This window comes from Bacteroides eggerthii, assembly GCF_025146565.1.
Classification (GTDB): Bacteria; Bacteroidota; Bacteroidia; order Bacteroidales; family Bacteroidaceae; genus Bacteroides; species Bacteroides eggerthii.
In genome coordinates this window covers 3,435,810-3,452,063 of the sequence record NZ_CP102258.1, presented here as the reverse complement: position 1 = coordinate 3,452,063, position 16,254 = coordinate 3,435,810, and the positions used below count along the sequence as shown (strand labels likewise).

Genomic DNA, 16,254 nt, shown 5'->3' with positions numbered 1-16,254 from the left:
CTTTGTAATTTGTACTTATGCTCTCTAATTAGAGCGCAACAAAGATAGCAATTCTTTTTTATCTGAAAGCTTTCCTTATAAATTCTTTTCTCGTTCCAGAACTTCTCAAATTTTTATATATAGCACATTGTTTTGTTTTTTGGGTAGTCCGGTCTGGTGTCTGTTTATCCGGATTAGGAGCTTATTATGCTAATTTTATTAATCCATCACCCTTTTTAACATAATCATCCATTAAACCTTTTCTCTTATAGTCTATTTATATGATGTGTTTTAAAATTAAAGATATATGAATAAAACAAATTTTTTTGGCTATATGGCCTCTGTTGTTTCCTACTTAGAAGAGGAACAGCGTCATGGTACCGCTCATGTGTACCGTAGTGTATTAAGACGGGTTATTGAATTTGAAGGATTGGATGTACTTGAATTCAATGACCTGACTCCTCTTTGGCTCCGGTCTTTCCAGGAGTATCTGTTGAGCCGCCAACTTCATTGGAATACTATTTCTACTTATATGAGGATGTTGCGTGCTACCTATTTTCGTGCCGTCGATGACGGGCTCGCACCTTATCGCCCCAGACTTTTCAAGGGAGTGTATACGGGTACGAAAGTTACAGTGAAGCGTGCGGTGGATGAAGATGTATTCCGTAAGCTCAGCACCCCTCTAGCAGATGAGAGACTGGAATCGACACGTCTCCTGTTTTTACTGCTTTTCATGCTTCGCGGAATGCCTTTTGTGGATGTTGCATATCTGAGACATTGTGACTTTCACAATAATGTCATCGTATATCGCCGTAAGAAGACAGGCGCATGGCTCACCGTACGTGTGGAGGGTAAAGCTCTGGAGATTATACGTAGCCTCAGGAATTCTGATGAGAATTCCCCCTATCTGTTCCCTCTTATTCACAATCCGGGAAAGGATGAATACCGGCAATACCAGAATGCACTGCGTGGTTTTAATTACCGTTTGAAGAAGTTGAAGGATCACATAAACGGTGTGACCGGATTGACCAGTTATACGGCCCGCCACAGCTGGGCCACTATTGCCAATTATAGGGACTATCAGCCTGAACTTATTAGCAATGCCATGGGACATTCATCAGTGAAAGTAACAGAAACATACTTTATGAAACATACAGTTGAAAGAATAAACGAGATGAATAAAGGTATAATATCTTATATATTCACAAAGTAATGATTCGTAATATGCTGTTTTACAAGATGAACACGAAGCTGCTTCGTTCTTAAATCTATTGTTTATTCTTCCGTTACTTTGTAGGTAACGGGAATTATTTGTTTGTCGCAAATATCAACAAAACATTTATATTGCGCAAGAAAAAAAAGAGTTTTTTTTGAAAAATAAGTAAAAAACGCTCTCCTATATTATTATAGGGCGCATTGGCTTGAACAGCAGTGCTTTTCCCCGGTGGAAAATGCATAATACTCTCGCAGCCATGTTATATAAAATTAACATGGAAAGTTCTGCTCGTCTTTAGCCGGTCCATCCGATAATCCGTAACAGTAGGTCATGTCGATACAGGAATGTCTCTTGTACCATGTTCTTCCTTCATTTTCCCGTTACCTACAAAGTAACGGAAATGTTAAAGCAGTAAAGTATATAGACAGATAAGTTATATCATATAAAAATGGAGAGCATGAAAAAGAGCCTTTGCATTATTTTCCTGTTTATCGGCATCTCTTTGTCAGCGCAGGACATAGCCATCAAGACAAACCTGCTGTATGACATCAGTACGACTATCAACCTCGGTGCCGAATTCCGTCTGGCTCCTAAATGGACGCTGGATCTTTCTGCGAACTATAATCCTTTTACTTTCTCGGACAGTAAGAAGTGGAAGCACTGGATGGCACAGCCTGAGGTGCGATACTGGCTGTGTGAGTCATTCAACGGCCATTTCTTCGGTCTGCACCTGCTCGGCGGGCAGTTCAACGTAGGCAACGTGGACTTCCCGTTGGGCATTTACCCCTCTACCAAGGGATACCGTTACGAGGGATATTATTACGGAGCCGGCCTGGCCTATGGCTACCAATGGTTGCTGGGTAAACGCTGGAGTATTGAAGCCGGCATCGGCGTGGGGTATGTTCAGAACCATTACGACAAGTATGACTGCCCCAAGTGCGGTGAGTGGAAGGAGAAGAACGACAAAGGATACTTCAGTGTCACCAAAGCTGCTGTATCGCTGATATATACCATTAAATAAGGAGGAAGTGCATTATGAGAAAAGAACATATATATAGTAAATTGATATGTGGTGCATTGCTTTTGTTCGGAATATGTGTTCCTGTTTGTGCACAGACCGGACATCTTTCGGGGGTGCGCGTAATCAATGATGAGATAAAAAAGAAAGGCCGTGAAATTCACGTGGATTTTGTACTTGATGTGACGGACATGCACGTGAAGCGTCAGGAAAGTGTGCGTCTCTATCCGGTAGTAGTGGCAAAAGAGGGGGATAAAAGTCTGGATCTTCCTTCTGTGGTGCTGGACGGTCGTGTTCGTGACAAGGTGCACCGTCGTGAAAAGGCGCTGAATGGCTTTACCAAGACCGATGGCGCAAAGACTGTGCTGCGTCGTAAGAACGGTGAATCTCAGCAGGTGGAGTACAGTGTGGTGATACCTTACGAGCCTTGGCTCGGCGCTGCCCGGTTGGTACTTCGTGAACAGACCACCGGTTGTGCGGAGTGTGATAAGGGTACGGAAGAGACTCCTGTGAAGAGTACTTTTCTGCAGCTATTTCAGCCTAAATATACAGTGGCTTTTGTCCCGCCTTTGAAAGAGGCTGTAAAGATGCGCGACGAGGTGAAAGTGGCACGTTTGAATTTCCGCCAGGACAGCCATAAGATTGACCCGAAATTCCAGAACAACCGTCAGGAGCTTGACAGTGTCCGTCACTCCATCGCTATGGTAAAAGATAACGGCGACCTCACGATTACGGGTATATATGTTACCGGTTACGCTTCTCCTGAAGGGCGTGCGGATTATAACGAAAAACTGTCCCGACGTCGTGCCGAAGCTTTTACGCAATATGTGCAGAGGGAAACCGAAGTGGACACACGCTTTTGGCATGTGGCATGGCGTGGTGAGGATTGGGAAGGTCTCCGTATGGAACTGGATAAGTTTCCCAACCTGTTGAAGCAGAAAGAGGTGATTGCGGTAGTTGAATCTTGCAAGGGCAATTTGGATGACTGTGAGCAGCGTTTCAGGGATGAGTTCCCTCCCGAGGTGTACCAACGCCTGCTGAATGAAGTCTATCCTCCGCTGCGCCGTAATGAGTACCGCATAGAGTATAAGGTGCGTAATTTCAATTTAGAAGAAGCCCGGAAGCAGATATATTCCAATCCCCGTTTGCTGAGTGTGGAGGAGATGTATCAGGTGGCGGAGTCTTATGGAGTGGATACTCCGGAGTATGGCAAGGTTTTACTGATAGCTGCCCGTACCTATCCGGACAATATTCCGGCTGTTGTAAACGCTGCCCGTTACGAACTTGGACAGGGACACATGAAAGAAGCTGTGAATTTGTTGCTGCCCTTGGAAGGGAAGGGTAATGTACGTGTGCTGAACTGTCTGGGCGTAGCTTATGCCAATGAGAAACAGTATGAGAAGGCACGTACGGTTCTTCAGCGTGCTGCCGCTACGGGTGATGCGGAAGCCAGGGAAAACTTGCGCAATGTGGAAGGGGTGATTGCTGACTTATAACAGGGTTGGAAAGAGAATCTTATAAACATAAGGCAAAAGAGAGCGAACTATTATTTACTGTTTTTTTAATTTAATCTATTAAATCATGAAATTAAACAAGTTTTTTATGCTGGGATTGGCCGGACTGGCATTCGCGGCATGTAGTAATGAGGACGAGGTTGGAAATGACTTGTCTCAAAATAGTAAAACGATCACAGTTAAGATTGAAACTGGAGGATATACCACAAGAGCGTCCGGAAACGGAGCTTGGACAGATGGTGCCAACAACCAATCTCAAATTACAGTGAATACTGTAACGCTTTATTTATTGGATAAGGACGGTGCTATTGTAGACACTAAGACACTTGAAAATAAGTCCAGTGATACATTCCATGGTGTTAGTGGAACAGTTACTAAGATTGCTGCTGTTGCCAATTGTCAACCTACAGCCAGTGGTACATGGGCTAATGTTGTAGCAGAAACATTTGATGTTGCAGATTATCAGACTGCGGAAAATGCTCCCGTATATGCAGAGGCTGTAGATATAACTTATAAAAATACAGACACTCAAGACGGTTACCCTATGTATGAGGCTACTTTACAATTGGCAACTAAGATGTCCCGTATAGAACTAAGTGGTAACTTGCAGTGTACTAATCTGGCAGAGTCTGCATATAAAACACTTACGTTAGAGTATGTAGGCATAAATGGGGCAAATACCAAATTTACATTAAAAGGTACAGGCTCTGAGCCTCATTCTGTAACGAGCAATTTAACCGGTTTCCCCGACTTGACTCCTGATACAGGTACACCAACTGCATTTTACGATGCAGCTGCTACTCCTGCTCCTGTATTGAACGATAAGAATACGCCTGTTGCATTAGGCACTTCTTACGGATATAGTGTCTGTGGGATGCCTGAATTATTGCTTCGTTTTAATTCGGAACCTGTTGACGATGTCAAAGAAGGCTATATTATTTATGACCCTGCCTATTTGAAGATTACAGGTTTTAAGACTGCTGATGGTAATGTGGTTGCTATGGAATCTGGTAAAATTTATCAGATTACTGATTTGGAGTTCACTGAAGAGGATATTACAACTTTGGAGAAAGATAAAATCTGTATTACAGCTACTGTCAGAGTAGCTCCTTGGGATATCGTAGCTGTTGAACCAAGCTACGGCGAATAATTCTATTTATTATGAACCAAGAAGTCGGATTATTATAAGTCCGACTTCTTGGACTCTTCTATCAATTTTATATTGAAACATACATAAAATATGAAATATACAAAATACATACTATCCTTGATGTTTTTAGCTTCGCTCAACGGGTGCATCAAAGAAGATATGAGTGACTGTCCGGGCAATTGCACGCTGAAATTCAGTTATGTCGGAGATGGTACGACTCAAATTTTTCAAGATAAGATTCATAAAGTGGACATGTATGTTTTCGACAGTGACGGTATGTTACTGTCCTCTCATCCGATAAGCGAAGCAGATGTGAAAAAACAATCCACAGAGTTGAATTTGCCTGTGGGAGACTATCAGATTGTAACTGTGGGAAACACTTATAATACAGAAGTAAGCGGAGAACAAAATCTGGCAACTGCCCAATTTTGTGATGAAGACTGCATTCATGGCGAACGGATTGCGGGAAATGATTCTCTATATTATGCTTACAAGGAAATCAGCATCCCCGGTGATGCAAAACAGACAGAAGAAAAAATGGATTTTGCCAGTTCGCATTACAAAGTCCATGTAGAGGTGATAGGAGTCGCTTCCGAAGAACTTACCACACGTGCTCCGGTATGGCCTACACTGAGCATGAGCGGGCTGTCTTCCATGACAAACTTCAGCAACAATGCCTGTGGCAGCATTGTTACTTATTATCCGGAAACTGAAAATAATGCGGAAAAGCATACCATGCTGGCACGCTTTAATATAATGAGACATACCGACCATGAGAATGTGAATCTGGATCTCACCGATGCCAACGGCAAAAATATGGCTCATATAAACTTGGCCGATTTCTTGGCTGCCAATCCTGTGATAGACCTGACTAAACATGAAGCGCTGATACCTATCCGTATTGAGTTCAAATCCATAGGTGCGGTGATAACCGTTCCCGACTGGTATATAGTAGATGTGAAACCCGAATTTTAATGGACGACTATGAAAAGAGTATTGTATATAGGATTATTGCTTCTTGTTGGCTTGCTGACGTTAGAAGGGTGTATTAAAGAAGATAACCCGGTAGTGGCAGAGACGCGCAATATAAGTATGACGATGAATGTGGATACACGTGCAGGCGGATCGGATATTAATGTTGATATAGAGAGTGCAATAAATACGTTACGTGTATATGCCTTTTATGGAGAAAGGAAAGTCGGTTATTTCTATGGTAATGATAAGAATTTGGTAGTGGATGGTGGAAAACTATCTTTTTCCATGGATTTGGATATTCCAACCATGTCTTTTTTGGAGGAGCCGATATCTTTTTATTTAGTTGCTAATGAGGAAACGGTCAGTGTTTATAATTCCCCTGCATGGAGTCCGGATATGACTCGTATGCAATTGGAAAATTATTGTTTTCGTGAATTGAATAATCCTCGTACTGCATTGCCTATGGTGACGGTGAAAGATGTGATGATTAATCCAAACGACATAAAGGAAAGTGAAGTACATTCAGAGCATTGGATGTGGACTGGCGGTCCGATTGAATTTGAGCTGGAACGTTCTGTCGCCAAACTGGGTATGTACTTTGCGGCGAAAGAACCTGATATCGATTTAGAGGTGATGCAGGTTGAGATATTGCCAAGTGGATTGCAGGATTATAGCTATATGTTTGCTCCCGGACATGAGAGTGAGAATTTGAAGAATGTGCCGCATAGTTGGCAGTATGGTTTTAGTTTAATAAACGGAGGTGCAGTCAGCATTGATAAAGTTGTGACAGATGATGAATATAACAGTTACACTCCGGAGGACAAGAAGAATCCGGAAAAAATATCTGCTGCTTTTACAGATGTGCTTTCTGCTTCCGCTTATATGTTTGAGAATTATTATGGCTCGAACAATCCGAATCAGCAAGGCGCAAATGACACCGATGGGAAGGGGTATGTGTTGAAAGTGACATACAGTGTTGCTGGAAGCCAGTCTGAAAAGTTAATCTATCTGCCCGATATAGAGCGTAATGCTTGTTATTATGTATTGAATAGGATAGGGGTGGATGGTATTGTGAGTATTGTATATAATGTTGCCGATTGGGAGAATGGTGGCGATTATACGGTTGAATGGGGGCATCCGACACATTCTTTTACTGCGTCTGCGTCAGAGGTTGGTGATGACTACTGTAAGATAAACTATGATATAGATCATACGGGTGAGGATGCTGTTAATGGAGAAGGTGCTACTTTCCTATTCAATATGAGTGCGCCGGTAGGTCAGATATGGGTTGCAAGTATTGACAATGCCCAAGATTTTACTCTTTGGGTTGATGGCAAAAAGGCAAGTGAAGGAGAGAGTGGGGATACAACTACTGCGGACGGAAAAGACCACATACTGAAGGTTACGGCTAAAAATCCGAATACTATTGAGGAAAGAGTTACTCGGTTGACCATAAAATCTGTGATGTGGGGAGAAGCTAACAGTAATTTATTAATTAACCAAGATCTTGATTTTCCTGGGGGAGGTGATTTTATTACGATAACCCAGAATGCTCTCAATTAATTCTGAAATAAAATACGTTTACTATGAAATATTTCCAATTTATAAGAAATGTAGTTCTGTTGGTTCTGTTGGGAACTTTAGCCGGATGTCAGAATGATGAACTGATAGTGGATATGGGACAAGGGCAAGATAAAATTGTTTTATCTTTTTCGGATGCGGGACATTCTATGACGCGCGTAAGCAGTCAAGAGGACTATACTACACCGACAGATGTGGAGAAAGCTGTGACACATATTGATGTGTTTGTTCTAAAAAATGATATGATTGATTATTATGAACGTATCTCAACTGGTGGAGCCGATGACAAAGTGACTTTAGGGAAAACGAAACGTGATTTTGATCCGAATGTTGACTATACAATTTATGCGGTGGCAAATTGCACAGAGTTCAGTGAGGCTGATATTCAAACACAAATTAAGGATCAGTCTCTTGCTGATTTGAACGACTTGAAAGCTCTTCGTGTCACAACAAACAATATACATGTTACGGGAATGGAAGCAGGTGTTGCTGATGTTCCGGAAACTTTTATGATGGATGGGCATTCCACTCCTGTGATATTGAACGACAATAATTTTAAGCAGAATACGGAAGTGAATGTTGAATTGCGTCGTGCGGCAGCTAAAGTTACAATCATACTGACTTGTGGGGAACACGCTTCATTTCTGCCGCTCGACAATACTTCGACAAGCGGACAGGTATTGCGTCGGGTTGTGAACTTTGCCAATAGTACTTCTATTTTGCAGCCGGATGACGAAGACAAGTTCGATTCGGGAGAGTTGTTTACTAACATAGGTAATTCTGCTGTCGGTGTAGAGCATTTAGATAAAGCAGTGGGTTCAGATGGAAAGGAAACGTTTAAGCGAGTAGGAATTACTGTGTATTCATATTCTAACAACTGGGAAGGCAAGGAAGCTTTGACGCATGAGAGTTATTTAATTGTAAGGATTCCGCTCAGCTACCAGGCCGGAGATCCTTCCCAAACGGAAATACAGTATGATAATTATTATAAGATACCTTTGAGTGGAAATAACAATCATCAGTTGAAGCGTAATCACTCTTATTTTACATCCATTAAGGTGGATGCGCTTGGAGCAAAAGAACCGGATGAACCTATTACCTTACAACCGGCTTTTTTCAAGGTACAGGAGTGGGTCTCTGCTGATATTGAAATTGGTGGAGACATGGACCATCCTCAATATCTTGCATTAAGCATGGATACATTGCGCATCAACAATGCAACAGACGATTCAACAGTGGCTTTTGCTACATCTTCAATGATAGAACAAAGTGATATTCATATAGAAGAGGTATATATCATTAATAAGTTCGGACAGAAACAAACAGTATCTGATCCTGAAGTTCTCATAACTACTTCTCCTGAGTTGAATGGTAAGGTGACTGTGCACAGTGTATTACCGGAAAATTCGCTGTCGGTGAGATATATTGTGGTGTCTATAACTAATAAGGATGGTATTACAAAGAAGCTTGTAATAGAGCAGTATCCGTTAGAGTATGTGACAAATACGCAGGGGTGGTATTCGTATAGGGATGATTTTAAAAGCGCTCAATATCCGGAACCAACTACTTTTCTAAATAGAGGTTCAAGATATGTGAGTGCAAATTGGAATGGTAACGGGTGGAACTATTCAAATTCAAAAACAGTTGGTGGAGACGCTTGTTTTTTTACATCTAAAGTGGCAGCAAATTATCAAAATGATACAGGAAAGTGTTCAGTGCGATATTATACTTGGGGCAATAGGGCTTCTAGTGCCACAACTGATAATGCTAACCTTGATCTAGATAACGCTCGTATGTATCACGTGCAGATAACGTCTACACCAGAAGGAGCAGATTATGTATTAGGGCTTCCTCGTATTACCAATGGTAAAACTGATGGAGGAGAAGATAATAAAAAAATCGTGTCTCCTTCCTTTATGATTGCTTCACAGTTGGGAGCGGTACAGGCTGCAAATTCCATAGAGCAGGCTGCAAGTCATTGTGAACAGTATGTAGAGGTTACCAATAGAGGAAATGGAACGAATAACAAGAATGTAGTAGCCTATCATGATTGGCGTCTGCCAACAGAGGCTGAAATCAAGATTATCTATAAATATCAGGATAACTCTGATGCAATGGATGTAGTTTTAAGTGGTAACCGATATTGGAGTGCAAGTGGGCTTGTTGCAAAACCAGGAACTACCAACCCGAGAGATCAAGCTATCCGTTGCATTCGTGATGCTTACAAAGACGGTGAATCTAAATAATAATGAACTATGATAAAAAAGATTGCATATATATGGTTACTGGCTGCCATTGGAATAATGGCGGCTTGTACAGAGGATACGTTTGTAGATAACCGTACTAAAGTGGATGATGATCATCTGCTTGTTACTTTTCGGACGCAAGTACCGGAAATGGCACAGGTGACAACCCGCAATGCGGACCCTGATGGATTGGGTATTCAGCAACTCTCTATGTTTTGTTTTGATAAGGCAGGAGATTTTATCTCACGCGTAACGCCCGAACAGACTGTTAATCAGGATATGTTGAGTGGTACATTTGAAGCTGTTGTTCCGAAGTTTACAAAGATTATACACTTTGTGGCCAACCAAAATCTGGAGTCGTTTAATGAACAAGGCAATGTAGGACGCCATGAGAATAGTATTATTCCAGGATTAATCTCGTCATCGAGCATGTTGGTTTATTGGGGACGTGTAGAGTGCCCGGATAATCAAGAATTGGACGATTACATTCAGAATACATTACCGGATAAAACTGTACCTTTGTACCGGAATCAGGCTAAGATAACATTTGATGGTGGAGATTTATTTGTAGTGACAGGTTTTGCTGTATGTAATGGTTATGCCTTTGGTACGGTAGCGCCATTTAATACTGAAACTAAAAAGTTTGACTGGAGCAATACTTCCAATTATCTGTCATTGCCCAATGATCGCACCAAGTTTACAGATCCGACCGAGGTAAATGAAACCGATACGGAATATGTCTTTGAGAGTGATAATCCGTCTGCCGACCAAATGTATGCTGTGTTTCGGGGATATCCCCAAAATAATCCTGATGCCGAGTTGTATTACCGGGTGTCTCTGTTAGATGGAAATACTCAGGAGCCTCTTTCTATTATTCGTAACCATCACTATAAAATTAAAATTACCGGTAATTTAGAGAATGGTGTGCCGACCTTTAAGGCAGCTTTGAACACTCCCCCTGTTAATAATATTTGGATTTCGATTGATGAAGATATTCCGGAAGTGTCTGATGGAGAGCATAAACTGATTGTAGATGAAACTTTTGTTGTATACGATAGTGGTGAAGAAGGTGCACAAGGACGTCAGAAGGTCTTGAAATATACTTATGGAACAGATACTGATCCGATGAAACCGGTGTCGGAAGCAGAAAAGCCGACAGTAACGTGGATGGATAATAATGTAGCTGCACCGGGCATCTCAAATAACTATGACATATCTACAGGACAAGGCACAATCGGTATAGAACTGCTATCGTTGGGTAACAACATAAAGCGAGAAGGTACTATTCTTGTGAAAAAAGGCAAACTGCAACGGACAATAAAGGTGATTTTTATGAAGGAAATGGAGTTTACTCCTGCGTGGGTGACTACACAGTTGAACGGTAATGAATATGGTGAAGGTGTAACGTTGATGTTCAATATTCCTCAAAATACTCCGGCTGAGTTGTTTCCTATGACGGTAAGAATCGGTGCCAACCAACTCACTCCTGATGAGGCTCTAAACAAATTGGATGTAATTAATCGTACATCTGCCAGTAAAGAAGAGTGGGGCGAGGATATTGAAATAGACGGAGAACCGATTGGCTTTAAATATACTTTTGTTGCTCAAGAACCGGGTACACAGCGCGTTTATTTCAAAACAGACTTGATGAAAACAGAAGCTAGCCAGGTATCGATAGAATCGGACCATTTTGTAACGGTAACGAAATTCTTTACATTTTCCAATTCGGAAGTTGGAACCATTGAAGTACTCAATACTCTTCAATATGGAGATTTAAACGTAAAATATCTGTTAGTTCCTAGAAAAGTAAATTATAGAGTAGATATGCTTTATGAGTTTTCTCAAGCTACGGGACGGGATAATCAGTTCATGTTCTATTCCAGGTATTTGGATCATTATACTGATAAGGAACTAGAGGAATTGGGCATGATTGATGATAAGGAATGTAACTTTGAACCGGTAGACGAGGATTTATGGGATACAGGAGGACGTGTATTCTTGTTTACTCCAATTACTCAGGGACAGAAAAGGTATAATACATTCATGAAGACAAATACGCCGGAATCTGCAGAAGTAGTCCGTATCTCTACCTATCCGGGAGCGACTGGTACACCTGAAGGAGATGTGGTCATGTACAAATCTACGACGTTTGAGTTGGCTAATTACCGGGCTTTTGATTTTGGAATGGAAATTAATAATGGCCAGAGGTCTATAACCTATCAGCCGGGACAAAAGGTGACACTTACTTTCAATATTGAAGAGTTTGAGGCTGCTGACAAGAAGAACGTTGATCCTTATGGAACTCCTTTCAAAATTTATATTGATGCTCCGATGCTAGAGTTTGATGAAACAGCGGAGGAGAATCGGAAGTATGCCGGAAAGATTACTGCTGAAGCACAGCGAACCATTTATCAGGTAGCTAAGACGAAAGCGGAAGAAGATAATTACGGTACAGACGGTAGAAGGACGCTGGTCTTTAAGACAAATAAAATTGTGAGTGCCGGTGATATCACAATTTCAGCAGAAAAAGAAATTGTCACTTTCAATACGCAAACAGTACAATTGACTAATAGTCCGATGACTGGTACTATATACTATAAGGAAGATGAGAGCGCCGCACAAGAATATCCTGTACCGGCTGGGGCGTTTGTAACTTTTGAACGTAGCGGTGATGGCACTCGTATCGGCACGATGATAATTGATGAGGAAGGTAAATTCTCTTTAAAACTAAAACCGGAGTATCAGTACGACTGGGCTACTGTACAAGTGCAGGTTCATTATCGTAAAACGGAGGGAACTTCTACTGTAATTTATCATACGGATACAAGTCTGCCAGATTTGGTGCAGAATACAGAAAAACTTGTTCTGATTAGAGAAAAAAATACATAAAATCACTTTGACAAGTAATCATGTACAATGGCTGTCTGTGACAGATAGCCTTGTTGTTTGTTTTGTTTGTAGTATCCCATTCTTATAACCTGGCGAGGTAAAGAATGGGATCTTTTTATTTTTTGTTTCCTGTACTTACAGATAAAACTAAGGATTATTTATGTATTTTTGCAACGGAAATTCACAACGGGGCATACAGGTTTACACAGATTATCAGATCCCTTAATCTGTGTGAGTTTGTGTAATCTGCGGTGAACTAAAAAAGATAGCAATGATTATTACCGAACTACAACAATTATACGCCGCCCATCCCAATGTAGAAGGCATGTACAGGTTATTGCAGGATAATTCGGTCCGGCATCTGTATTGTAGCGGTTTGTGTGCTTCTGCCGCTTCACTGTTTTCGTCCGTATTGATACAACGGGTGGAATGTCCGTTTGTTTTTATTCTCGGCGATTTGGAGGAAGCCGGGTATTTCTATCATGACCTGACACAGATTTTGGGAACGGAACAGGTATTGTTTTTCCCCTCTTCTTTCCGTCGCGCCATAAAGTATGGGCAGAAAGATGCTGCAAACGAAATTCTCCGTACGGAAGTGTTGAGCCGCTTGCAGAAAGGAGAGGAGGGACTTTGCGTGGTTACCTATCCGGATGCGTTGGCTGAGAAGGTCGTTTCCCGTAAGGAGCTGGGAGACAAGACCCTGAAACTCCATCTGGGTGAGAAGGTCGATATGGACTTTGTTACGGAAGTATTGCGTAGTTACAGTTTCGAGTATGTGGACTACGTGTACGAACCGGGACAATATGCCGTACGCGGTAGCATTATCGATGTTTTTTCTTTTTCGTCCGAGTTCCCTTTCCGTATAGATTTTTTTGGGGATGAAGTGGAGAGCATTCGTACTTTTGAGGTGGAGAGCCAACTGTCGAAAGAGAAGAAGGAGAATATTGTCATAGTTCCCGATTTGAGCCATAGTCTGGAACAAAGGGGTAATGGAGGAATGGTTTCTTTTTTGGATTTCCTTCAGCCGGACACTCTGTTGGCAATGAAGGATTTTCTTTGGTTGCGTGAGCGTATTCAGACTGTTCACGATGAAGCGCTTACCGCACAAGCCATTGCCGCTCGCGAAGCTGAGGAAAACGGTTTGATTTCTTTGGATGGCAAATTGATTGATGGGGGAGAATTTACTTTACGAGCACTTGATTTCCGTCGCATTGAGTTCGGGACGAAACCTACCGGAACGCCGGATGCGACAGTGACATTCAACACTACTGCGCAACCAATCTTCCATAAGAACTTCGACCTGGTGGCGGAAAGTTTTCACGACTATCTTTCTCGTAATTATGCTCTTTATATATGCAGTGACAGTTTGAAGCAGACCGAACGTATTCGTGCTATCTTTGAAGACCGGGGAGATAACATCTCTTTTACATCCGTAGAGCGCACTTTGCATGAAGGTTTTGCGGATGATGCTTTGCGTCTCTGTATCTTTACCGATCACCAGTTGTTCGACCGTTTCCATAAATACAATCTGAAAAGCGACAAGGCCCGTAGCGGTAAGGTAGCCTTGAGCTTGAAGGAACTGAATCAGTTTACTCCCGGAGATTACGTAGTGCATACAGACCATGGTGTGGGACGTTTCACTGGATTGGTACGTATTCCCAACGGAGATACTACGCAAGAAGTGATGCGTCTGGTTTACCAGAATGACGATGTGGTCTTTGTCTCTATTCATTCTTTGCATAAGGTTTCCAAATACAAAGGAAAAGAGGGCGAAGCGCCTCGTCTCAACAAACTTGGAACCGGTGCCTGGGAGAAACTGAAAGACCGTACCAAGACCAAGATTAAGGATATAGCCCGCGATTTGATAAAACTCTATTCGCAGAGGCGTGAAGAAAAAGGTTTTCAATATAGTCCGGACAGTTTTTTGCAGCGGGAACTGGAAGCGTCTTTTATTTATGAAGATACGCCCGATCAAAGCAAGGCGACTGCCGATGTAAAAGCCGATATGGAAAGTACCCGCCCAATGGATCGCTTGGTGTGCGGTGACGTAGGGTTCGGTAAGACCGAGGTTGCCGTACGTGCCGCTTTCAAGGCTGTGGCGGACAATAAGCAGGTTGCCGTTCTTGTACCTACTACTGTTCTTGCATATCAGCATTTCCAGACTTTCAAGGAACGTCTGAAGGGCTTGCCCTGCCGGGTGGAATATCTGAGTCGTGCCCGTACAGCGGCACAGGCCAAAGCCGTTGTCAAGGGTCTGGCAGGAGGTGAGGTAAATATCCTTATCGGCACTCACCGCATTCTGGGCAAAGACGTAAAGTTTAAGGACCTCGGTTTGCTGATTATTGATGAAGAGCAGAAATTCGGCGTCTCTGTCAAGGAGAAACTACGCCAATTGAAAGTAAACGTAGATACCCTGACAATGACGGCTACTCCCATTCCCCGTACTTTGCAGTTCTCACTGATGGGAGCGCGTGACTTGAGTGTGATACAGACTCCACCCCCCAACCGTTACCCCATTCAAACGGAAGTGCATACTTTTAATGACGAGATTATCACCGATGCCATCAACTTTGAAATGAGCCGGAACGGGCAGGTGTTCTTTGTGAACAACCGTATCTCCAACCTTGTGGAACTAAAAGCGATGATAGAGCGTAATATCCCCGATTGCCGTATCTGCATCGGGCATGGGCAAATGGAACCGGCCGAACTGGAAAAAATCATCCTTGATTTCGTCAACTATGACTATGATGTATTGCTTGCCACAACTATTATAGAGAGTGGCATTGACATCCCGAATGCCAATACCATTATCATCAATCAGGCACAAAACTTCGGGTTGAGCGACTTGCATCAGATGCGCGGTCGTGTGGGGCGTAGCAACAAGAAAGCTTTTTGTTATTTGCTGGCTCCTCCTTTGTCCTCACTTACACCGGAAGCCAAACGTCGTCTGCAAGCCATTGAGAACTTCTCCGATCTGGGCAGTGGTATTCATATTGCCATGCAGGATCTTGACATTCGCGGTGCCGGCAATATGCTGGGTGCGGAACAAAGCGGTTTCATTGCCGACCTTGGTTACGAAACTTATCAGAAAATATTATCTGAGGCTGTGCATGAACTCAAAACCGATGAGTTTGCAGATCTTTATGCCGAAGAACTGAAAGGTGATGGAACTATTAGCGGAGAACAGTTCGTAGACGAGTGCCAAGTAGAAAGTGATCTTGAACTGTTGCTGCCTGCCACCTACGTCACCGGAAGCAGTGAGCGTATGTTGCTCTATCGCGAGCTGGACAGCCTGACACTGGACAAAGATGTGGATGCCTTTCGTGCTCGTCTTGAAGACCGCTTCGGGCCTATTCCTCCCGAAACGGAAGAGTTGCTCCGTATTGTTCCCTTGCGTCGTCTTGCAGCGCGTTTGGGAACAGAGAAGGTGTTTCTGAAAGGCGGTCGTATGACGTTGTTCTTTGTTTCCAATCCGGATAGTCCTTACTATCAAAGTCAGGCCTTTGGAAAGATCATTGCCTATATGATGAAATATACTCGCCGTTGCGACTTGCGCGAACAAAACAACAAGCGGAGTATGGTCGTGAAAGATGTAACAACTGTTGAGGAGGCTGTGGCGGTATTGCAGGAGATTGTGGCAATGCAGGTGGAGGAGTGATTCTATCAATTAATGACTTTATCCTTTA

The 16,254-nt window shown here is 42.6% G+C and carries 9 protein-coding genes; all 9 read left to right on the top strand.

Annotated elements, in window-relative coordinates:
- The first annotated feature begins 286 nt into the window (after positions 1-286).
- The 9 genes from NQ546_RS14230 (at position 287) to mfd (ending at position 16,226) form a co-directional block, all read left to right on the top strand.
- Complete coding sequence (locus NQ546_RS14230; RefSeq protein ID WP_004290388.1) at positions 287-1,192, top strand: tyrosine-type recombinase/integrase; 906 nt, start codon at positions 287-289, stop codon at positions 1,190-1,192.
- A gap of 451 nt (positions 1,193-1,643) precedes the next feature.
- Entirely contained in the window at positions 1,644-2,216 is a 573-nt protein-coding gene (locus NQ546_RS14225) for a DUF3575 domain-containing protein (protein ID WP_004290390.1), read from the top strand.
- 14 nt (positions 2,217-2,230) lie between these two features.
- Entirely contained in the window at positions 2,231-3,709 is a 1,479-nt protein-coding gene (locus NQ546_RS14220; protein WP_004290391.1) for a DUF3868 domain-containing protein, read from the top strand.
- Between the two features lie 85 nt (positions 3,710-3,794).
- Positions 3,795-4,877 carry a hypothetical protein gene (locus NQ546_RS14215; RefSeq protein ID WP_004290392.1) on the top strand — a complete coding sequence of 361 codons (1,083 nt, stop codon included), beginning with the start codon at positions 3,795-3,797 and terminating at the stop codon, positions 4,875-4,877.
- Between the two features lie 90 nt (positions 4,878-4,967).
- A complete protein-coding gene (locus NQ546_RS14210; protein ID WP_004290393.1) occupies positions 4,968-5,852 on the top strand; it encodes a FimB/Mfa2 family fimbrial subunit in 885 nt (294 codons plus the stop codon).
- A gap of 9 nt (positions 5,853-5,861) precedes the next feature.
- Positions 5,862-7,415, top strand: a complete 1,554-nt coding sequence (locus tag NQ546_RS14205) for a hypothetical protein (RefSeq protein ID WP_004290394.1) — start codon at positions 5,862-5,864, stop codon at positions 7,413-7,415.
- A 23-nt stretch (positions 7,416-7,438) separates the two neighbouring features.
- Positions 7,439-9,679, top strand: coding sequence for a fimbrial tip adhesin FimD (gene fimD / locus NQ546_RS14200; protein ID WP_004290395.1), 2,241 nt, complete (start codon positions 7,439-7,441; stop codon positions 9,677-9,679).
- A gap of 9 nt (positions 9,680-9,688) precedes the next feature.
- Positions 9,689-12,568 (top strand): hypothetical protein, encoded by a 2,880-nt coding sequence (locus NQ546_RS14195; protein WP_004290396.1) that lies wholly within the window; start codon positions 9,689-9,691, stop codon positions 12,566-12,568.
- A 271-nt stretch (positions 12,569-12,839) separates the two neighbouring features.
- Positions 12,840-16,226 carry a transcription-repair coupling factor gene (gene mfd / locus NQ546_RS14190; RefSeq protein WP_004290397.1) on the top strand — a complete coding sequence of 1,129 codons (3,387 nt, stop codon included), beginning with the start codon at positions 12,840-12,842 and terminating at the stop codon, positions 16,224-16,226.
- Positions 16,227-16,254 lie beyond the last annotated feature (28 nt).

Excerpts from the sequence above, each read along its gene's own strand:
- NQ546_RS14230 (WP_004290388.1), top strand. The coding sequence starts at position 287 with ATGAATAAAACAAATTTTTTTGGCTATATGGCCTCTGTTGTTTCCTAC.
- NQ546_RS14225 (WP_004290390.1), top strand. The coding sequence starts at position 1,644 with ATGGAGAGCATGAAAAAGAGCCTTTGCATTATTTTCCTGTTTATCGGC.
- NQ546_RS14220 (WP_004290391.1), top strand. The coding sequence starts at position 2,231 with ATGAGAAAAGAACATATATATAGTAAATTGATATGTGGTGCATTGCTT.
- NQ546_RS14215 (WP_004290392.1), top strand. The coding sequence starts at position 3,795 with ATGAAATTAAACAAGTTTTTTATGCTGGGATTGGCCGGACTGGCATTC.
- NQ546_RS14210 (WP_004290393.1), top strand. The coding sequence starts at position 4,968 with ATGAAATATACAAAATACATACTATCCTTGATGTTTTTAGCTTCGCTC.
- NQ546_RS14205 (WP_004290394.1), top strand. The coding sequence starts at position 5,862 with ATGAAAAGAGTATTGTATATAGGATTATTGCTTCTTGTTGGCTTGCTG.
- fimD (WP_004290395.1), top strand. The coding sequence starts at position 7,439 with ATGAAATATTTCCAATTTATAAGAAATGTAGTTCTGTTGGTTCTGTTG.
- NQ546_RS14195 (WP_004290396.1), top strand. The coding sequence starts at position 9,689 with ATGATAAAAAAGATTGCATATATATGGTTACTGGCTGCCATTGGAATA.
- mfd (WP_004290397.1), top strand. The coding sequence starts at position 12,840 with ATGATTATTACCGAACTACAACAATTATACGCCGCCCATCCCAATGTA.